The organism is Mesorhizobium sp. ES1-4 (assembly GCF_020164745.1).
GTDB lineage: Bacteria > Pseudomonadota > Alphaproteobacteria > Rhizobiales > Rhizobiaceae > Mesorhizobium.
On record NZ_JAIUGV010000009.1, the window covers coordinates 1 to 18865 of the forward strand.

Below are 18865 nucleotides of genomic sequence, written 5' to 3' on the forward strand. Positions count from 1 at the left end.
TGCCGTCATGCGAAAGATCATCGTCACCCTAAACGCTAGGCTTAGAGACGCCATCATTCCTCAGAGTTGATGACGAAGGGAGAGGGAGGCGCTCGGTCACTTTCGGTCGTCGGCTCTCTATCGCGGCATCCGCAGCCCCAGCGCCTCGACCATCGCCGGGTCCAGCGCGCGCGTGGTGTCGTCCATCATGCCCATGCCGTCGAACAGGTCCCAGAAGGCCCAGGGGAAGCCCGATGCCTCCGCACTCTGCCTGACGTCGGAGATGTAGCGGGCACGGTCGGGGTTTGGGGCGGCGACGTAGCGGGCGTCGGTGCGCAGTGCGCCGAATTCGCCCATGATGACGCGCTGCGGCGCGATGCCGTGGTTGTCGGCCCAGTCACGCGCCTGGCTCAGATACCTGTCGATGAACCAGCGGTCCGGCCCGGCGTCGAAATAGACCTTCAGCACGCGTTCGGTTTCCGCATAGGCGGCCTGCTTGTCCGCTTCTGAGGTCTCGGTTTCCTGAGCCATGCGCTTCCTGACAGAGGCCAGCGTCCGTTCGAGCGAACCGGCGGAGGCCGGCCATGGCACATTGTTGAGCGCGCGGTAGACGGGCTCGCGCATCCAGGGCGCGCCCTGATGGCTGAACAGATAGGGTTCGTAGAAATGGAAGGTGAACAGGATCGGCTCGAAGGCCGTCAGCGGTTCCGGGTCGAGCGCGGCGAGCCCGCTCACCATCGAGCCGCAGCCGCCGGTGACGAGCAGCGGCAAGGTCGCCGCCGCCGCCCTGGCCGCAGTCAAAAGAGCCGCCTGGACGTTCGACCAGACGTTGGAATTGCAGGATTGCGGCGGCTCGTTGACCGGCTCCAGCGCCACCATCCCCGGCGCGAACCGTTCCAGCCTGCCGGCAAGCTCGCCGACCAGCCCGCGATAGGCTCCGAATTCAGGCGCGGCGGTGCTGGAGACCATGCGGTCGGGGTTCCAGTAATGGGTGGCGCCGTTGGCCTGCACGTTGACGATGATGCCGAGATACGCATCCATGACGGCGGCCACGGCATCGTCCAGCATCGCCAGCAATTTTGCGCGCGTGGCGGCGTCGGCGGCCAGGAACGGGCCGGGATCGACCGGCAGGCGGATGAAATCGAGCCCGGTCTTGCGCAGCCGGCGAAGGTCGTCCGGCGTCGGCACCGGCCGCTGCGACTGGAAGGGCGGCCAGGCATAGTCGGTGCGTGGTGCGGGAAACTCGCGCGTCAGCGCGAACCAGGGCCAGGCATTGACGCCGCGCCGGAACGGCCAGGTGCCTGTGGCGGCCCGCGCGGGCGCCATGGGCGAAAGCGCCGCCGTGGCGGGCACCAGCGCCGTCGACAGCGCGGTCCTCAGCAGCCGCCGTCGCGACCAGCCCGTCATGCGGCGCCGGGCGAGGGGCGGTCGACCGGCACGGCATTGGCGGCGGTCACGCCCAGAAGCCGGTAGGCTTCGGTTTCATAGGCAAGCAGGACATCGTCCCAGCGGAAGACTTCATTGGCGCGCGCCCTGGCGGCCTCGCCGCAGGTCCTGACCAGGGCGTCATCCTCCAGCGCCTGCCGCATTCGCTCGGCGCAGCTTCGCGCGTCGGTGAAATAGATGGCAGCCGCACCAGCAGTCCATCTGTTGTACGGGTTGTCGTGGGCGATCACCATATTGCCGGCGGCGAGCGCCTCGACCAGCGATGGGTTGGTGCCGCCGACGGTGTGGCCATGCAGATAGGCGCGCGCGTGAAAACGCAGCGCCTTCACCGCCGCCTGGTCGTATATGGCGCCGGGCAGCACCACCGAGGCGTTGGCTGCGTTGCGAACGGCGACATGATAGGGAATTTCGGGGGACAGCGTGCCCAGCACCACCAGCTTCATGTCGCGCTTCTGGCTGCAGAAGGCCTCGACGATGGGCAGGATGTTGTTGTCGGGCTCGATGCGCGCGATCGAAATCAGGTATTTGCCAGGCTCGAGGCCGAGCGCGCGAACCGGCGCTTCCGGCGCCGATGTCACCGGGTCGGCGCCATAGGTGATGGTGGCTATGGCGCTGCGCGGCCGGCGCGTCGCCAGGTGATCCGCGATCACGGGATGGTCGGCGACCAGACGGTGCGAGGCCCAGGCGCCGATCCACTCGTTGAGCCAGAACCATGTGCGCGCCGCCGCGCCCCATTTGGGCCGGCGCCATTCGATGCCGTCCATGTTGGTGATGATCTTGCGCCGCATCAGCCTCAGCCAGGTCAGGAAGACCGCGCCGTTATAGCCCAGCACCAGGCAGACGCCGGGCCGCCGGGCGGCGTCGAGCACGCATTGCCAGTCGAATTCCAGCGTCGCGCGGGGGCCTTTCGAAGCGACCTGGACATGGATGAGCTCGATACCTTTCCAGGTTTCGATGCGCACCCTGCCGTCGACCCGCTCGACCTCCTCCTGGCAGTAGACGCCGACCTTCCAGCCGCGCGCGACAAGAAACAGCGCCAGTTTCTCGGCGAAGGTTTCAAAGCCGCCATGGGCCGCGGGGATGCCGCGTGTTCCCAGGATCAGGATGGAAGGCTTTTCCGGTTTCATGGCTGTAGGCGCTTTCAGGTCCGCTCGGCCCGCAATGCGCGGGCCCCCTCATCTGGAAACCGCGGCCCAGCGATATCCGTGCCAGACCCAGTTCCGGCCACCATCGCACCGCGGTGTAAAATATTTCTTCCGACGGCCGGAGCTGTTTCATTATCGGTCAACTATCCCAGCCTATGTATCGGAACAAGGCAATGCCGCCACCCTGCGACCACCAGACGGTCAAGCCAGGGCCGGCATGATCCTTGCTAGTGGATTTCTGTGCGCCACATCGGCGGAGGACGTGCAGCATTGGCAATGGTGATCCGGGGTTTACGCTCGTCACCATGCCGGTAACCGGTGAAGTCCAAAGGGGTGTTGGGCTTGAAATCTCCAGTCGCCTGATCCGTCAGGCGGCGGGATCGTCAAACTACCCCTGGCAGAAAGATGCATGGGAATATGCGGATTGCATGCGTCCATCAGGGCTATGAACTCTATGGTTCCGACCGCAGCTTCGCGGAGAGCGTCGCCGCGCTGCGCGCCGCGTTTCCGTCGGCCGACATAGAAGTGGTCCTGCCGCGCGGCGGACCGATCTTGCGGATCCTCGAACCGCATGCGACCCGGATCGTCTTCGAGCCGCTCTGGGTGCTCAGGCGCCAGGCCATTGCGCGCCTCGCCACCATCGAGATGGCGCGGCTGCCGATCGCGGTGCTGAGGGCATGGCGGCGGCTCAGGGATTGCGACCTCACCTATGTCAACACCTCGATCGTGGCCGACTACGCGCTGGCCGCGCGCCTGCTGCCCGCCAAGGCACTGCTGCACATCCACGAAATTCCCGAAGGCGTGCTGCGCCGGATCCTCGTCGGGTTGATGCATTGGAGCCATGCCGATCTCATCTTCAACTCGAAAGCGACGCGCGCCACGTTCGGCGATCCCAAATCCGCGCGCTCCCATGTCGTCTATAACGGCGTTGCCGGCCCGGCCGCCGCGGAACCGGTGACCTATGACGGCAGGCGCCCGCTCAAGGTGCTGCTGCTTGGCCGCATCAACAGGATCAAGGGCCAGGAAGTGCTTCTGGAGGCGATCGCCTCGCTGCCGGCGGAACTCAGGTCGAGGATCGAGGTGCGGCTGGTCGGCGGCGCCTTCGAAAGCGTCGAGCGCGAGCAGGCGCTCGCCGACCTGGTCGGCAGCATGGGGCTCACCGGACGCGTCAGCGTGCTGCCCTTCATTCCCGATCCGTCCGAGCATTATCGCTGGGCCGATATCGTCACCGTGCCGTCGCGGCGTCCCGAATCGCTCGGCCGCGTCGCCATCGAGGCGATGGCCTATGGCCGGCCGCCGCTGGTGTCGGCGATCGGCGGGCTCGTCGAGGTGGTCAGCGATGGCGAAACGGGCTGGCATGTCCCGCCCGGAGATGCCGCAGCGCTTGCCGGCAAACTCGAGGAAATCATCCTGCGGCCCGAGGCCTGGCGCTCCTTTGTCGCCGCCGGGCGGGCGCGCTACGAGGCGGTCTTCAGCGAGCCGGTCGCGGCGGCGGCGATTGCCGCGATAGCCGCCGACAAGCTGAAGGCGGCCATCGCCAGGCCGGGCCGCACGGCAACCGCGCGCCAGGCGGAGACACGGTCGTGACATTCCCTGGCCATCTGGTGCGGCGCCTCGTGCTGATGATCGGCGGCGAGGCGATGCAGAGCGGTTTCCATTTTGCCCTCAACATCGCGCTGCTGCACATGCTGTCGGCGCAAGGCTACGGCCTCTTCGCCATCGGCATGGTGATGGGCGGCGTCGGCCTGTCCTATATCAGGTCGCTCACCGCCGTTCCGGCCTCGATATGGATGGGCAAGAGCACCAACAGCGCCGGCGTCGATGCCTATGACGTCGCGTTCGGGACAGCGGCGCTTGTCGTCGCGGTGCTGATGGCCATCGGCACGGCGATCCTGATGCGTTTGCTGGGCGACCCCAGCGGACTTGCCGCCGGCTGCTTCGTCGGCGCGTGGTCGCTGCGCAGCCATATGCGCACGGCCTTCTTCGCGCGCCGCCAGCAGGTGATCGTCTCGGTCAGCGATGCCGCCTTCACGATCGCCGGCACCGTCATGGCCGGCCTGGCGATCTGGTTGGCCAAGGATGTGCTGCAGACCGTGTTCTATTCGCTCGCGGCGGCCAATCTGTTTGGCATCTTCGTCCTGACGCGGCTGGCGCGCCGCACCATGCGCATCAGCTTCCGCATGCCGACGCGGCGGCGCTATGCAAGGCTTTGGTCCCAGCTCTGCTGGTCGGCATTCAGCGCCACCACCACCAACATCCAGGGCCAATCCCTGGCGCTGCTGGTCGCGGGCATCGCCGGGCCGGCCGCCTATGCGCCGCTGGCCGCGGTGATCGTGCTGTTCGCGCCGCTGCGCATCATCAGCCTCGCCTTCGTGAACATGACGCAGCCGGAACTCGCCAAGCTGCTGCGCAACAACGAAACGCGCCGTGTCTGGTCGCAGGCAAAGCTGTGGGCCGTTGTCATGGGGCTCGGTGCGGTGGCCTATGGATGCGCCATCCTGTTCGTTCTGCCGATGATAAAATCCCAGGCCCTCCAGGATGCCTCGGTGGGGTTCATCGGGCTTTTCGTGATCGCGAATTTCGTCCCGATCATGCTCTATATCATGCCCCGCATCGTGCTCGAGATCATGGGTGATTTCCGCATCGTCGCCTTCATCACCATGGGCGGCGCCATCGTTGGGCTGGCGCTGGTCGCTATCCTGCTGGCCATCGCGCCGCCGCCATGGGCGCTGCTCGGTTCCGCGGTCTCCGAGATCTTCGTGCTCGTGGCATCCTGGTATTTCGTGCATCACCGCATGTGGAACATCGAACACCCGGACCAGCGGCGCGACAGCCGGCTTGGCTCGTGGCGGCGGCGGGCGGTTTCGTTCGCCGCGGTAAAGCGATAGGAGAGGGATGTGTCTGGCCAGGCAGTGGAAATTGCCGCGATGACCGACTTGCCCGACGGGCAGGTTCCGCGTCCCGCCGCCATCGCGGCGAACGATGCCTATACGGCGAAACTGCACACCAGCCTCGAGGCGGTCAGGCCGCTCTGGCTGCGCCTGCAGGCGCAGGGCGTATGTACCGGCCACCAGAACTACGCCTGGGCGGAAGGGATCGTCGCGCGCCTGCTTCCGGAAAACGCGGAACTGCTCGTCGTGGAGGTGGGCGACGCCGCCACCGGCGAACCCAGAATGCTGGTGCCGCTGATGCGGCGCAGGGCGTTCCACCATTGGGTGGTCGAATGGTTGAGCTGTGGCGTCTGCGACTACTCGGCGCCGCTGCTGGCCGATGCCAGCCCGTGGACACCCCATTCCGCGCAGGCTGCGTGGGCGGCGGTGCGCTCGGCGCTGCCGCCGGCGGACCGCGTCAACATCGTGGGGATTCCCCGGCAGGTCCACGGGGTCGCCAATCCGTTGGCCTTGCTCGCGGCCGCGCGCGATTCCAACCAGACCTCCTTCGGCATCGCCATCGACGGCGACCCGGAAACAGTCCTCAAGCGGCTTTGCAGGCCGTCCTTCGTCAAGGAGTTCGGCAAGGACTGGCGCCGCCTCGAACGGGTCGGCGGCGTGGAACTGGTCGAGGCCCACGCTCCGGCCGAGGTCGAGCGCATTTTCGGCGAACTGGTGCGGATGCGGCTCGACCGCTTTCGCGAGCTTGGCCGCTTCGACCTGCTGACGCAGGAGAAGATCGTCGATTTCTACCGGAACGCGGCTGTTCAGGGTCTGGTGGACGGATCGGTGCGGCTGTTCGGACTGCTCGTCGGCGAGGCGATGATTGCGGTTCAATATCTGTTGGTTCATCAAGGGACTGTTCATGCTCTGCTGATAGCAATGGACCAGAGCGTCGTGCCAAATGTCTCGCCGGGGCTCGTCATCATGGGCAGGTTGATCGGCTGGGGGCGCGAACAGGGCTTTGGGTATTTCGACCTGTCGGTCGGCAACCAGAGCTACAAGGAACATATGGGAGCCAAGGGTTCGGTATTGGTCGAACTCTGCCATGGCTTGACGATGCGGGGCGGCGTGGCCAATGCCGTGATCGAGTTCCGCAGGCGGGCCGAGGCTTTCGTGCGCTCCAACCCAAGGCTGCTCAAAGCGGTCCAGGGAACGATGCGGGGTTTGCGGCGCTTGCGTGGATGACGCCGGGGCGGGCCAGAACGGATAGGAGAAGCATGTGGCAAGCCAGGCAGTGCAGCCGGCCGCGGTGGCGGGTGCACCGATAAAACCAATTTCCCCGATCAGAGCCGGAGTGGACATCGGCGCGCATTACACGGCGCGGCTGCACACCAGCTTCGACACTATAAGGCAGCTCTGGCTGCGCCTCGAGGAAACCGGTCTGTGCACGGGTCATCAGGGCCTTGCCTGGGTGGAAGGGATCGCCAGCCGGCTGATGCCCAAAACCGCCGATCTGCTCATTGTCGAGGTCAACGACGCCGCCACTGGCGCGCCCGTCATGCTGCTGCCACTGATGCGACGCCGGGCACTCGGCCACTATGTGATCGAATGGCTGAGCTGCGGCGTGTGCGATTATTCGGCGCCGCTGCTGGCCGATGCCAGGCCCTGGACCACGCGGAGCGCCGACGCCGCCTGGGCGGCGGTCCGTGCCGTACTGCCGCCGGCCGACCGCATCCATGTGGCGGGAATCCCGCAACGGATCCACGGCGTCGCCAACCCGCTGGCGCTGCTTTCGGCGGCGGGAGATTCCATCCAGATCCACTCGGGCCTGGTCATGGATGGCGAGCCGGAAACGCTGATCAAGCGCATCTGCAAGTCGTCCTTCGCCAAGAATTTCAACAGGCACTGCCGCCGCTTCGAACAGCTCGGCGGCCTCGCACTGGTCGAAGCCGAGACGCCCGAGATGATCGAGGAGCAGTTCGGCAGGCTGCTGGACCTCAGGCTCAACCGTTTTCGCGAACTCGGGCGGTTCGACCTCCTGACGCAGGCGCCGGTCGTCGATTTCTACCGCAATGCCGCCCTGCAAGGGCTTTCCGACGGCTCGGTGCGGCTGTTCGGGCTGCGCGCCGGTCAGGCCTATCTCGCAGTCATGTACCTACTGGTCATGAAGGGCACCTTGCACGCCCTGCTGCTTGGGATCGACCAGGAAGCGGTGGCCAACGTCGCTCCGGGCCTGACGATGATCGGCAAGCTGATGATATGGGGACGGGAGCAAGGGCTGGGCTATTTCGACCTTTCGGTCGGCGGCCAGGGATACAAGCAGCATATCGGCGCCTCGAGCTATGTGCTGGCCGAATTGTGCGAGCCGATAACGCTGAAGGGCAGGGGCTCGACCGCCTATATCAGGCTGCGCGGCAAGACCGAGCTTTTCGTGCGGTCCAGGACACGGCTTTACAAGGCCGTGCAGGGCGTGATGCGCCGTTTGCGGCGATTGAAGAACTGAGGTCCCAGCCAAGGCGGATTGACCAACTCCCCGCAAACCATCACGCTGCCGGCGGAGCAATGGTTTCGAGGAGGCAACGATGGCAAGCCTGGTGGTGATGTATGGCACGCCCGGAGATCCGGGCGCGTTCGATGCCTATTATCGCGAAAAGCACATTCCGCTGGCCAAGACCATACCGGGTTTGCGGAGCTACGAAATCAGCCGTGGCCCGGTGATGACGCCGGCTGGTCCAGCGAAGGTCCATCTGCTCGCGACCTTGCGGTTCGACGATCTGGCCGCCATCCAGAATGCATTTGCCAGCGCCGAAGGGCAGGCGACCGCGGCCGACCTCCAGGTCTTCGCGACCGGCGGCGCCGACATGCTGATCTTCGAGAGCGAGGACGTGTGAGGCGGGCGTGCCTGCCTCAGATCTTGAATCAAGCCGAGGCGCGAAGCCCCTCAAAAGCCTGGCACAATTCAGCCCATCGCAACTCGCCTGACAGCGGCGGGTGGTAAATCGCCGAAGGCCGTGGGGCGCGAAATTGACAGGACAGCGCGTCTCCGTCATCCTTGAGCCCAGTCGCCAGGCTGCGGAAGCGGTCGTGTTGCGTGTCAGGGCGACCGAGGGCAGAGTCATGTTCAGTCCCGTCTCCGGCCAGAATGCCAAGCGCGCCGCGGTGCGCAAGGTGCTCGACCGCCACAAGGTCTATATCGCCGCGCAGAGCTTTTCGGACGGCGCCTACCGGGCGCGCGTGCTGGTCGACGGCGAGGCCTATTGGGTCGACGAATTCCGGCTCGCCCAGTTGCAGCAGGGGCTGACGCCGGCCGAGCTCGAGCTGACGCCGGTTGCTGACGATTGAGCTGTTAGGCCTCCATGCCGTGATGCCTGCCGAGGTCGCGTTCCCGCCTACCCGCCCGGGCCTTTGACATGCCCGCTTCCTCCAAACTCAAACCCTACCGCGCCAAGCGCGAATTCTCGAAAACCCCCGAACCCACCGGCGGACTTATCTCTGGCGGCGGCAACCGCTTCGTCATCCACAAGCATCATGCCACCGCGGACCATTACGATCTGCGCCTGCAGGTCGGCGATGTGCTGAAGAGCTGGGCGGTGCCGCGCGGACCTTCGCTCAACCCCGCCGACAAAAGGCTCGCGGTGGAGACCGAGGACCATCCGCTCGAATATATCGACTTCGAGGGCGTCATCCCCGAAGGCGAATATGGCGGTGGGCCGATGATCGTCTGGGACACCGGCACCTGGGCGCCGATGGACGATGTCGACAAGAGCCTGCGCACCGGCGCCTTCAAGTTCCGGCTGGCCGGCGAAAAGCTCAATGGCGGCTGGATGCTGACCAGGTTGAAGCCCAAGCCCGGCGAGGACGAAACCAAGAAGAACTGGCTGCTGTTCAAGGAGCGAGACCTGGCTTCCGATACGGTGCTGAATATCCTCGAAGCGCGGCCGGAAAGCGTGAAATCGGGCCTGCGGATCGAGGAACTGGTGGCGCCGCCGAAGCCGACCGTGAAGTCCGCGCCAAAGCCCGGCTCGCTGAAGCCGGGGGATCTGCCGGGCGCCGTCAAGGCGCCGGTGCCGAGCCGTATCGAGCCGCAACTCGCCAGCCAGGTGGCGAAGCCGCCGGGCGGAGAAAGCCTCGCCGAGAATACGAACGAGCTTTGGCTGCATGAGATCAAATTCGACGGCTACCGCACCATGGCCCATGTCTGCGACGGGGAGGTGCGGCTGATCACGCGTGGCGGCATCGACTGGACGAAGCGCTATGGCGACCTGCCCCACGCCTTCGCCAAGCTGCCGTGCCGCGAGGCGATCATCGACGGCGAGATCGTCGTGCTCGACGCCAAGGGCATTTCCCGCTTTGCGCTGCTGCAGGACGCGCTGGCGGCGGGCGCCGGCAGCAAGCTGCATTTCTACGCCTTCGACCTGCTGCATCTCGACCGCTGGGACCTGATGAAGGTGCCGCTCATCCGGCGCAAGGTGCTGCTGGCCGAACTGCTGGCCGGGCTCGGCGCCAACTCGGCGATCCAGTTCTCCGACCATGTCGAAGGTTCGGGGCAGGGGCTTTACGACCAGGTGACGGAGCTCGGCCTGGAGGGCGTGGTCTCCAAGCGCGCCACCGCGATCTATCAGAGCGGCCGCACCAAGAGCTGGACCAAGACCAAGGCGCTGAAGAACGGCGATTTCGTCATCGCGGGATACACGACCTCGCAAGCGGCGGAGGGGCTGGCGGCACTGGGAATGGCCGAGTGGGTGGACGGCGAGCTGCATTATCGCGGCAAGGTCGGCACCGGCTTCGATGCCGGAACCGCGGCCGACCTGCTGGCGCGGCTCGCGCCGCTGACATCGGGCGCGTCGGCGCCGGAAGGCGTGCCGCGTGAAATCATGCGCGAGATGCACTGGGTCAAGCCGCTGTTTTCGGCGCGCATCCACTACGCCAACCGCACGGCGGACAATGCGCTGCGCCATGGCGTGTTCAAGGGCCTGCGCGACGTCGGCCTGTCGACGCCGGTCTCCTCGACGCGCAAGCGCCTGATCGCCGAGGCCGACCTTGCCACCATCTGGGTCACCAATCCGGAACGGCGGCTGTTCGGCAAGACCGGGCCGACCAAGCTCGACATCGCCGTCTATTACGCGCTGGTCGGCGACTTCATGCTGCCGCACATCCTTGGCCGCCCGGTGTCGCTGGTGCGCTGCCCGACCGGACTACCCAAGGACTGCTTCTTCCAGCGCCACGCCTTCACCGGCATGCCGCCCTCGGTGGTGACGTTCGAGGCGACCAATTCCGAGGGCGAGACCAAGTCCTATCTCTCGGTCGAAGGCGCCAAGGGCTATCTGGCACTGGCGCAGTTCGGCGTCGTCGAGTTCCACACCTGGGGCACGCACCGCGCCAGCCTCGACAAGCCCGACCAGATCGTCCTCGATCTCGATCCGGGCGAGGGGATTTCCTGGCGCGAAGTGGTCGAGGCCGCGGTCCACATCAAGGGCAAATTGGAGGGGCTGGGGCTGGTGCCGTTCGCAAAGACCTCCGGCGGCAGCGGCATCCACATCACGGTCCCGGTGACGCAAAAGCAGAGCTGGAAGAAGCTGCACCAGGCGACCAGCGCCATATCAACGCATCTGGCGGCGACCGCGCCCGACACCTTCACCACCACCATGGGCAGGGAAAACCGCAAGCGGCGCATCTTCATCGACTATCATCGCAACGCGCGCGGCCACACGTCCGCCGCGCCCTATTCGCTGCGGGCGCGGACCAACCTGCCGGCCTCGACGCCGGTGAGCTGGAGCGATCTGGAAGCGATCGATGCACCGCAGGACCTGAATTATGCATCGTTGCCGGGGCTGCTTGAGACGTCGGGCGATCCGTGGGCTGACATCGACGCGTTCGCGCGGGATTTGCCTGCCTTCCCAGGATGACGAAGCAGGGGAGCGTTCGGTGTGGTCGCCAGCGTGTCGGCTCAAACGCCATCGACGCTTCCGACAATTTGAATTATTCTCCGCCTATGGCCCCGAAAGCCGGCGGGAACATTTCGTCAGGGATTTTCCTTTAGCATCGGGGGTCGGTGTAGGATTTGCGCAGCCTGGTTCGTCCTTCGGACGAAAAGCGCTGCTTCGAGCATGGTCCCGAAAAGTGGGAACCGGTTTTTGGACAAACCATGCTCCAACATATTGTCAGCGCGTGGCCGCGTAGGAGTTCATCATGGCGCCCAGGGCAAGTTGGAAAGGTTATCTCAAGCTCAGTCTGGTCAGCTGTCCGGTGCGGCTATACCCCGCCACCAGCGCCAGCGAACGCATCTCGTTCAACCAACTGCACAAGAAGACCCACAACCGCATCAACATGAAGCCGGTCGACCCAGAACTGGGGCTCGTCGAACGCGCGGACCTGGTCAAGGGCTACGAGTACGAGGATAAGCAGTACATCATCATCGACGATGCCGACCTCGACGCGGTGCGCATCGAATCCAACCACACGATGAACATCGAGGCCTTCGTCGACGAGGACGAGGTCGACGTCATCTACCAGGACGCGCCCTATTACATGGCGCCGGACGGTGCGATGGCGGAGGAAACCTTCGCCGTGCTGCGCGAGGCCATGCGCAAGTCCGGCAAGCTCGCCATCGCCCGGCTGGTGCTGTCCAGCCGCGAACGCGTGGTGACGATCGGCGCGCGCGAGAACGGCATGTTCGTGTGCACGTTGAGGAATCCCAACGAAGTGCGCGGCACGGCTGAATATTTCGGCAACATCCCGGCTGGAAAGCCTGACCCGGAAATGCTGCAGCTTGCCGAAGCGCTGATCAAGCAGAAGGAAACCACCTTCGATCCGAAGAATTACGAGGACCGCTACGAGGTCGCGCTGATGACGATGATCCGCGAGAAGCTGAAGGGCCACAAGCCCATCATCGCGGCGGCGCCGGAGCGCGGCAATGTCATCAACCTGATGGATGCGCTGAAGGCCAGCCTGTCGCAGTCGAAGCCGCCGGCCAAGTCGAAGAGCAAGGCCGACGAGACCGCCAAGCCCGCCGCCAAGAAGGCGGCCGCCGGCGGCGGTGCTGCTGAAAATCCGCTGAAAGCCAACCTGCTGAAGGCGGTCGGCAAGAGCAAGAAATGACGGCACCGGCCGTTCCGGGCGCTGTTTTCGGCACGATCGGCGCGCTGGCGGCGTTCCCGCTCAGGCTCGCCGCGCGCGAGGTGGAGCGCCAGCACGGCCACATCAGGCGCGGCGTCACCAGGCGTACCACGCATGTCGTGTTCGGACGGACCCTGTTGGCCAAGGCCGGGCTGACGAAGGCCGGCGACGGGGAGATCGAACGCCGCCTCGGCGCCGAGCGCGCTGCAGGGCGCATTCTTTTGAGCGAGAACGGTTTCCTGCGCCTGCTCGGGCTGATGAAGGCGCCCGAGGCGTCTTCGCTGTCGCGCCAATCGCTGATCGACCAGTCCAGGCTGTCTGGCGCCGATCTCGACCGGCTCAGCCTGTTCGATGCCTTCGAGCATGATGGCGAGCCCTATTCCTTTCGCGACCTGATCCTGGCGCGCAAATATGTCGGGCTGATCGCCGGCGGCGCCTCGTGGGGCGCGATCGCGCGCTCCGTCCACCGCTCCGGCCCGGTCGCCTCGCTCACCGCCAAGTCGCTCAATGTCGGCTCCCAGCATGGCCGGCCCGACGCGATCTATCTGGAAGACGGCCAGAGCGAGCTCGACGGACAATTGCTGTTCGATCTCGGCGCCGCCGCACAAGGCGACGACACGCTGGAAGACCTGTTCGCCGAGGCGGAGGCGGCGGAGGAGGGCGGCGACCACGATGGAGCGGCAGCGCTTTACCAGCGCTGCCTAGCCATCGACCCGAGCGACGCCATCGCCGCCTTCAACCGCGCCAACTGTTTGCGCGGCTCGGGGCGCGTGGCGGAAGCCGCGCACGATTATGCCAGGGCCATAAAACTCGACCCGGCCTTCGTCGAGGCCTGGTTCAACCTAGCCGGCCTGATGAGCGAACAGGGCCGCGACGCCTCGGCGCGACGGCATCTGCAGAAGGCGATCGCGCTCGACAAGACTTATGCCGACCCGGTGTTCAACCTTGCGCGGCTGGAGTTCGATGCCGGCAATCTGCCGGAGGCGCGGCGGCTGTGGGTGCGCTATCTTGAGCTCGACGCGGAGTCGCAATGGGCTGGGGTGGCGGCCAAGGGCGTGCAGTTCGTGGACATGCAACTGGCGAAGTCGGCGGGGTGAACATGACTGACGAAGGCCGAGATGACAGCCGATCTCCCTCACGAGGGGGGGAGATTGGCAGCGTTGGCGCGGCGCGAGGAGCACAATGACCACCTTCATCTTTGACGGCCACGACACCGCGCCCGTCACGATCCTGCTTGCGCATGGCGCCGGCGCCTCGATGGATTCGCCGTCGATGACCGCCACCGCCAAGGCGCTCGCCGCCGTGGGCTTCCAGGTCGCGCGCTTCGAGTTCCACTATATGGCGGCCCGCCGCTATGGCCAGCGCAAGCCGCCGCCGCGCGCCGAGACGGTGAACCCGGAATACATCAAGGCGATCACCGATCTGAGGGCCAGAGGCGTAGCCGGGAAGCTGATCATCGGCGGCAAGTCGATGGGCGGGCGCGTCGCCTCCATGGTCGCGGACGAGATGTTCGCCAAGGGTGAGATCGCTGGGTTGGTCTGCCTCGGCTACCCCTTCCATCCGCCCGCAAAGCCGGAGCAACTCAGGACAAAACATCTCGTCGGGCTGAAGACGCCGACGCTGATTTTCCAAGGCACGCGCGACGAATTCGGCACGAAGGAAGAAGTTGCGACCTATGGGCTCTCCAATGCCATCGAGGTGATCTGGCTGGAGGACGGCGATCATGATCTGAAACCGCGCAAGGCGATCTCGGGCTTTTCGACGGGCGATCATCTGAAGACGGTGGCGGAGACGATCAAGGCCTCGGCAGAGCGGATTTAAAGCGCCGCGGAGAAGCTGCCAATCTTCCCCCTTGAGGGGGAGATGGCCGGCAGGCCAGAGGGGGTCGCCGCGCGCAGAGCGCCAGCCCCCCTGCGGAGACGAAGAAGGCGTTGGCGCTTCACGCGCGGCGACCCCCTCTGTCGCCTTCGGCGACATCTCCCCCTCGAGGGGGGAGATTGGCGTCCGCCGGCCCACGAAACGTCCGCTCCCTTGCGCCCACCTCCACCTTCCTGCTTCATATCCCAATGAAGATCGCCACCTTCAACATTAACAACATCAACAGCCGACTGGACAACCTGCTGGCATGGCTCGCCACCGCAAGACCCGATGTCGTCTGCCTGCAGGAATTGAAGGCGCGGGATACGCAGTTTCCGCTGACAAGCCTTGCCAATGCCGGCTATGGCGCGGTGTGGAAGGGCGAGCCGACCTGGAACGGCGTCGCCATACTCGCGCGCGGTGCCGAGCCGGTGCTGACCCGCGATGCACTGCCCGGGGATGACGCCGACCGGCAGAGCCGCTACATCGAGGCGGCGGTGAACGGCATCGTCATCGCTTGCCTCTACGCGCCCAACGGCAACCCTCGGCCGGGGCCGAAATTCACCTACAAGCTTGCCTGGCACGCGCGCCTGGAATCCCATGCCGAACAGCTGCTAGATACCGGCCTGCCGGTGGTGCTGGCGGGCGATTTCAACATCGTGCCCGAGCCGCGCGACATCTATGCCACACGCTCCTATGACGACAACGCGCTGGTGCAGCCGGAAAGCCGCGCCGCCTTCGCCGCGCTCATCGAACAGGGCTGGACCGATGCGTTGCGGAAAACATATCCGGAGGACACGCTTTACACCTTCTGGGATTACCGCCGGAACCGCTGGCCGCGCGACGCCGGGCTGCGGCTCGACCATATCCTGCTGTCGAAGCCGCTCGTCCGCCGGTTGAAAGGGGCGGGGATAGACCGTGACGTGCGCGGGCAGGACGGCGCCAGCGACCATGCGCCGGTGTGGGGGGAGTTGGGGTGAAGCGGCTTCCACCGATCACGCTTTTCCGCCGGTCATCTCTCGGGCTAAGCTGGCTGCCAGCGAGGGGGCCGGCTGATGCATTGCATTCGTGAAAACGGCGAGCGGCCGTCGTCGAAGCCCGTCCGCCATGAGTGACCTCGGTCTCATCGGAATCCTTGTCGCGGTGCTCGCGATCATCGCCGCTGCCATCGTCGTCATCCGGCAGGTGCGCAAGGCGCGTATCCGCCGCCGCGCGCTGCGCCGGGCCGACCCTGCGAACGACTATGCCGTGCGCACCGATTGGCGGCGCTCCACCGGCACCATCAACTACTCATGCTTCGTCTATTTCGACGTCGACCGCGACGGCAGCTATGGCGTGGCCGACCGGCCGATGGCCGGCATCATGGTGCGGCTGTTCGACCGGCAGGGCGGCTTCGTCGCGTCGTCGAGGACGAATAATGGCGGCTTCGCCAACTTCGCCATGTCGACTTCTTCGGCCAATGCCGCGATCGGATCGCCCGGCGTCTACCGGTTCTCGGTTTCGGTGCCGCCGGGCTGGCGCTCGCCCAGCGCCAACGACATGCAGTCGATGGAGTTCCGGCTGGCGCCCGGCTCGCCCGTCGGGCTGCTCTCGCAGGACCTGCCGCGGCCGGTCGGGTTGGCGCCTGTGCGCAACCTGGCCGGCAGGATGGCGGCTGGCGCCAGCGCGACCCTGTCGGTTGTGGCGAACGGGCAGGTGCTGGAGAGCCGGACGCTGGCGCCGGCTTGCGCCTTCCGCTTCGAGCTTGCCGATGCAGCCGACACGGTGGTGATCGCCGGCGGCGGGCTTGACCGCCAGCTGGCGCTGTCGCCTTACCCTGCCGATCTCGGGCTGCTTTCGCCGTCGGCCGTGGCGAACAAGGCAGCGCTGCGCACGATCGGCTTCGACGACGTCACCGGGCGCGGCTTCCGCAAGATCCCGTGCGGCCATGCCGGGCTGCAATGGCGCAACCTCAACGCCATGGCGAACGACCACACCAAGGACAGCGAGGGTTATGTCAACGGCAATGTCTCGGCCGACCACGTGGCCTATACCAGCAGCGGCTATGCGGCCGAGTTCAGCCGCGAGACGCCATTCGCCTTCCACTCGGTGCTGCTCAGCGTTGCGTGGCTGAAGGCCGAAGGGGAAACGGCGCTGATCGAAAGCTGGCTGGGAGAACGCCTGGTCGCCAGCGATGAGGTGGTGCTGTCGGCGCTCACACCGCTGCACTACGCGCCGATGCTGGGGCAAGTCACCCGTGTCCGCCTTTCGACGAAACACTGCTGGCAAATGGTCTTGGACGACCTGGTGCTGGCCGGATGATTATACGGGCGTTTTTGAGATCACTACCATACCGTTGGTCGCGGCCGTGATCGATTTCAGATTGCCCTTCCTGATCAGAGCAGGCCGCTCATAAACCTTCTTCATGATACAAGCTCTCCACTATATCCCGGGCGGAGTGTGTCATAACGCGGCCTGCTGTCAATATTTCGCCGGGGACGGGTCAATCCATGTCGGTGGCGATCGTGGCGAACCAAGGCAACAGGCGCTTGCCATGGTCGGCGCGGGCGGGGGGGCGCGTTGGGGTGTGCTCGGCGCCCGCGCCAACCAGGGCGGCTCGTACCGCCGCAAAGACACCATTGCACATCGCCGGCTGCTCGAAACTTCCGCGAAAGCGGAATAGGCAGAGGCCGCAAGGCGTCCCGGCATCCTGGCCGGGGACGATCGCCAACCATCGACGGGCGTTTGCGAGAAACAAGTTTCCCGGCCTTTCCGCATCGGGGTGGCCGGCGGAGATCGCGTGACCAGGCTTGCGGTCAGCCCAGCCACCACCACAGCGCCGCGATCACCGCCGCGATCCCAGCTACCGTCAGCCCCAGCATGATGTAGGAGCCCTTGATGATGTCGCGGATGATCTTCTTGATCGTTTCGCGGTCGTTCAGGTTTGGGAAGGGTTCATTCGGTTGCGCCACACCGAGGAAATGGCAGAGTGGCCCCCAGCCTTCACTGACCGTGAAGACCAGCAGCTTTTCCGGCGGCACGGCTGCCTTCACTTCGTCGATATAGCTGAGGTAGCGGGCCACCGCCTTGTCTCGGTCGCCCATGACGCCGGCCAGCGTGCGGCCCCAGATGAGTTTGCGCGACATGTCACCGAACTTCCGGCCGAACGGGGTGAGCCATTCCAGGATCTTGAACTGCCACAGGTTCTCGGTGAAGTAGATCGTGTCGATCGTGCTTTCGTACCAGGCCTCGGCGCCGCGTGGGTGCAATGTCAGCAGCACCTTGGCCTCGGGGTAAGCCGCCATCAGTTCGCGCCACACGCAGCAGCCGGGATTGTCGACCGTGGCGGTGTAATTGGCGAACACCTTGTTCCAATCCTGCTGCGAGCCGGGCGGGCTGTTGGCCACCTTGCGCCAGAAATCGAGATGGCCCTTGTTGGCCTTGTTCATGATCACTTCCTGCATGTGGTAGCAGGGCAGGCCGAGCCTGTTCAGCGCGGCAAAGGTCGACCATGTGCCGGTGCGGCCGAAACCGGCTCCGATCAATTTGAGCGTCATCCCTCAATCCCCCACCGGACTTCTTTTCCCGATTGCTGCGGTCCGTGAGGATCAGGCTGCTCCTGCCAGGGCCTGCACGCAACAAATTTCTGCATGGATGCCCAGCCGCATACTTTAGTTGCGTAGTTGCTAAAATAATGAAAGCTTGTGCGCGGGTGTGGAGTTTTGGGTAGGGAGTCGCCAGAAACGGAACGGTTTCGGCGATCTTGATGATCGATGTATTTTGGGCAGTTTCTCGTCGGGATGTCAGCGACCACGATACTTGTGGCGGTCTGGACCTATGTGGCCACCGGTTCGTTCTGGGAGGCGCTTGCCTGGACCGTGGCGGTCTTGATTGTCCTGCAGATCGGCTACTTCGTGCTCGTCCTGAGGCTGATCTACAGGCGCGCACAAGACACCGCGATGAGCCAGGACGCAGTCAACCCGGTGCCGCCACTGCGTCGGGACGTCCGGCTTTGAAGCTTGGTCTGGGCTTCGGCTGGAATGGCGAACCTCGCGGCCCGCCATTCCTTGCCTGAAAGAACTCAGGCGTGGCCGGCCAGCGCGTTCAGCTTGGCGCAGAACTCGGCGTGCGGCTTGCTCATCGCGGCGTCCTGGCATTCCTTCATCATCGCGGTCTGGTTCTTCTTCGACATTTTCGCCCAGACCTTCTTCATGGCAGCGTCCGACTTCATGGTCTTCATGGTCTTGTCAGTGAAGAAGGGTGCCATCATCTTCGGCTCGTCGAGAATGCCAGCCAGTGCCGAGCCGGCAATCACGGTGGCAGCCAATACTCCCAGGCAGGCAGTTTTGATATTCATGGACTATCCTCCCCTGTTCCTGCCGCCGGATTGGCGACAGCCCCCGTTTAATACCATCATCCCAAGGTCATTTAGAGGCTGCTTACATTGTTGACTGGTCACGTTTCGGTGAG

The 18865-nt window shown here is 65.2% G+C and carries 18 protein-coding genes; 13 read left to right on the forward strand and 5 right to left on the reverse strand.

The window, feature by feature from the left end; translation table 11 throughout:
- Positions 1-117: 117 nt before the first annotated feature.
- Both LB556_RS18080 and LB556_RS18085 read right to left on the reverse strand, forming a co-directional pair.
- On the reverse strand, positions 118-1386 hold the full coding sequence (locus LB556_RS18080; RefSeq protein ID WP_224569100.1) for a glycoside hydrolase family 5 protein: 1269 nt from the start codon (positions 1384-1386) through the stop codon (positions 118-120).
- Complete coding sequence (locus LB556_RS18085; RefSeq protein ID WP_224569101.1) at positions 1383-2552, reverse strand: DUF1972 domain-containing protein; 1170 nt, start codon at positions 2550-2552, stop codon at positions 1383-1385. The genes LB556_RS18080 and LB556_RS18085 overlap by 4 nt, the downstream gene beginning before the upstream one ends.
- 435 nt (positions 2553-2987) lie before the next feature.
- On the opposite strand from LB556_RS18085, the gene LB556_RS18090 reads away from it, so the two are divergent.
- The 12 genes from LB556_RS18090 to LB556_RS18145 all read left to right on the forward strand — a co-directional run bounded on the left by LB556_RS18090 (position 2988) and on the right by LB556_RS18145 (position 16717).
- The gene (locus LB556_RS18090) at positions 2988-4157 is read left to right on the forward strand and encodes a glycosyltransferase (RefSeq protein WP_224569102.1); all 1170 of its coding nucleotides are present in this window, start codon (positions 2988-2990) and stop codon (positions 4155-4157) included.
- A complete protein-coding gene (locus LB556_RS18095; RefSeq protein ID WP_224569103.1) occupies positions 4154-5458 on the forward strand; it encodes a hypothetical protein in 1305 nt (434 codons plus the stop codon). Before LB556_RS18090 ends, LB556_RS18095 begins: the two co-directional genes overlap by 4 nt.
- A 9-nt stretch (positions 5459-5467) precedes the next feature.
- A complete protein-coding gene (locus tag LB556_RS18100) occupies positions 5468-6688 on the forward strand; it encodes a GNAT family N-acetyltransferase (RefSeq protein WP_224569104.1) in 1221 nt (406 codons plus the stop codon).
- A 34-nt stretch (positions 6689-6722) separates the two neighbouring features.
- Positions 6723-7946 carry a GNAT family N-acetyltransferase gene (locus LB556_RS18105; RefSeq protein ID WP_224569105.1) on the forward strand — a complete coding sequence of 408 codons (1224 nt, stop codon included), beginning with the start codon at positions 6723-6725 and terminating at the stop codon, positions 7944-7946.
- A gap of 79 nt (positions 7947-8025) precedes the next feature.
- Positions 8026-8334: an EthD family reductase gene (locus LB556_RS18110; RefSeq protein WP_224569106.1), complete on the forward strand. Its 309-nt coding sequence runs from the start codon at positions 8026-8028 to the stop codon at positions 8332-8334.
- A gap of 226 nt (positions 8335-8560) precedes the next feature.
- A complete protein-coding gene (locus LB556_RS18115) occupies positions 8561-8785 on the forward strand; it encodes a hypothetical protein (protein ID WP_224569107.1) in 225 nt (74 codons plus the stop codon).
- Positions 8786-8853: 68 nt separating this feature from the next.
- Complete coding sequence (ligD, locus tag LB556_RS18120) at positions 8854-11349, forward strand: DNA ligase D (protein WP_224569108.1); 2496 nt, start codon at positions 8854-8856, stop codon at positions 11347-11349.
- Positions 11350-11632: 283 nt separating this feature from the next.
- Positions 11633-12541, forward strand: a complete 909-nt coding sequence (locus tag LB556_RS18125) for a Ku protein (protein ID WP_224569109.1) — start codon at positions 11633-11635, stop codon at positions 12539-12541.
- On the forward strand, positions 12538-13656 hold the full coding sequence (locus LB556_RS18130) for a tetratricopeptide repeat protein (protein WP_224569110.1): 1119 nt from the start codon (positions 12538-12540) through the stop codon (positions 13654-13656). Before LB556_RS18125 ends, LB556_RS18130 begins: the two co-directional genes overlap by 4 nt.
- Before the next feature lie 85 nt (positions 13657-13741).
- Entirely contained in the window at positions 13742-14380 is a 639-nt protein-coding gene (locus LB556_RS18135; RefSeq protein WP_224569111.1) for an alpha/beta family hydrolase, read from the forward strand.
- Positions 14381-14625: 245 nt separating this feature from the next.
- Positions 14626-15396, forward strand: coding sequence for an exodeoxyribonuclease III (gene xth, locus LB556_RS18140; RefSeq protein WP_224569112.1), 771 nt, complete (start codon positions 14626-14628; stop codon positions 15394-15396).
- 127 nt (positions 15397-15523) lie between these two features.
- Positions 15524-16717, forward strand: a complete 1194-nt coding sequence (locus LB556_RS18145; RefSeq protein WP_224569113.1) for a hypothetical protein — start codon at positions 15524-15526, stop codon at positions 16715-16717.
- A gap of 181 nt (positions 16718-16898) precedes the next feature.
- Here LB556_RS18145 and LB556_RS18150 read toward each other — a convergent pair whose 3' ends face one another.
- Complete coding sequence (locus tag LB556_RS18150; protein WP_224569114.1) at positions 16899-17042, reverse strand: hypothetical protein; 144 nt, start codon at positions 17040-17042, stop codon at positions 16899-16901.
- 169 nt (positions 17043-17211) lie between these two features.
- Positions 17212-17952 carry a sulfotransferase family protein gene (locus tag LB556_RS18155; RefSeq protein ID WP_224569115.1) on the reverse strand — a complete coding sequence of 247 codons (741 nt, stop codon included), beginning with the start codon at positions 17950-17952 and terminating at the stop codon, positions 17212-17214.
- Between the two features lie 243 nt (positions 17953-18195).
- Here LB556_RS18155 and LB556_RS18160 point away from each other — a divergent pair, with 243 nt between their 5' ends.
- Complete coding sequence (locus tag LB556_RS18160) at positions 18196-18411, forward strand: exopolysaccharide production repressor protein (RefSeq protein WP_224569116.1); 216 nt, start codon at positions 18196-18198, stop codon at positions 18409-18411.
- A 65-nt stretch (positions 18412-18476) separates the two neighbouring features.
- Here LB556_RS18160 and LB556_RS18165 read toward each other — a convergent pair whose 3' ends face one another.
- Positions 18477-18752: a hypothetical protein gene (locus LB556_RS18165; protein ID WP_224569117.1), complete on the reverse strand. Its 276-nt coding sequence runs from the start codon at positions 18750-18752 to the stop codon at positions 18477-18479.
- Between the last annotated feature and the right edge of the window lie 113 nt (positions 18753-18865).

Bases quoted from the DNA above. Each gene is read 5' to 3' on its own strand.
- LB556_RS18135 (WP_224569111.1), top strand. From the start codon at position 13,742: ATGACCACCTTCATCTTTGACGGCCACGACACCGCGCCCGTCACGATC.
- LB556_RS18155 (WP_224569115.1), bottom strand. From the start codon at position 17,952: ATGACGCTCAAATTGATCGGAGCCGGTTTCGGCCGCACCGGCACATGG.
- LB556_RS18080 (WP_224569100.1), bottom strand. From the start codon at position 1,386: ATGACGGGCTGGTCGCGACGGCGGCTGCTGAGGACCGCGCTGTCGACG.
- LB556_RS18125 (WP_224569109.1), top strand. From the start codon at position 11,633: ATGGCGCCCAGGGCAAGTTGGAAAGGTTATCTCAAGCTCAGTCTGGTC.
- LB556_RS18110 (WP_224569106.1), top strand. From the start codon at position 8,026: ATGGCAAGCCTGGTGGTGATGTATGGCACGCCCGGAGATCCGGGCGCG.
- LB556_RS18130 (WP_224569110.1), top strand. From the start codon at position 12,538: ATGACGGCACCGGCCGTTCCGGGCGCTGTTTTCGGCACGATCGGCGCG.
- LB556_RS18090 (WP_224569102.1), top strand. From the start codon at position 2,988: ATGCGGATTGCATGCGTCCATCAGGGCTATGAACTCTATGGTTCCGAC.
- LB556_RS18160 (WP_224569116.1), top strand. From the start codon at position 18,196: ATGTCAGCGACCACGATACTTGTGGCGGTCTGGACCTATGTGGCCACC.
- ligD (WP_224569108.1), top strand. From the start codon at position 8,854: ATGCCCGCTTCCTCCAAACTCAAACCCTACCGCGCCAAGCGCGAATTC.
- xth (WP_224569112.1), top strand. From the start codon at position 14,626: ATGAAGATCGCCACCTTCAACATTAACAACATCAACAGCCGACTGGAC.
- LB556_RS18150 (WP_224569114.1), bottom strand. From the start codon at position 17,042: ATGTGCAATGGTGTCTTTGCGGCGGTACGAGCCGCCCTGGTTGGCGCG.
- LB556_RS18115 (WP_224569107.1), top strand. From the start codon at position 8,561: ATGTTCAGTCCCGTCTCCGGCCAGAATGCCAAGCGCGCCGCGGTGCGC.
- LB556_RS18145 (WP_224569113.1), top strand. From the start codon at position 15,524: ATGAGTGACCTCGGTCTCATCGGAATCCTTGTCGCGGTGCTCGCGATC.
- LB556_RS18085 (WP_224569101.1), bottom strand. From the start codon at position 2,552: ATGAAACCGGAAAAGCCTTCCATCCTGATCCTGGGAACACGCGGCATC.
- LB556_RS18165 (WP_224569117.1), bottom strand. From the start codon at position 18,752: ATGAATATCAAAACTGCCTGCCTGGGAGTATTGGCTGCCACCGTGATT.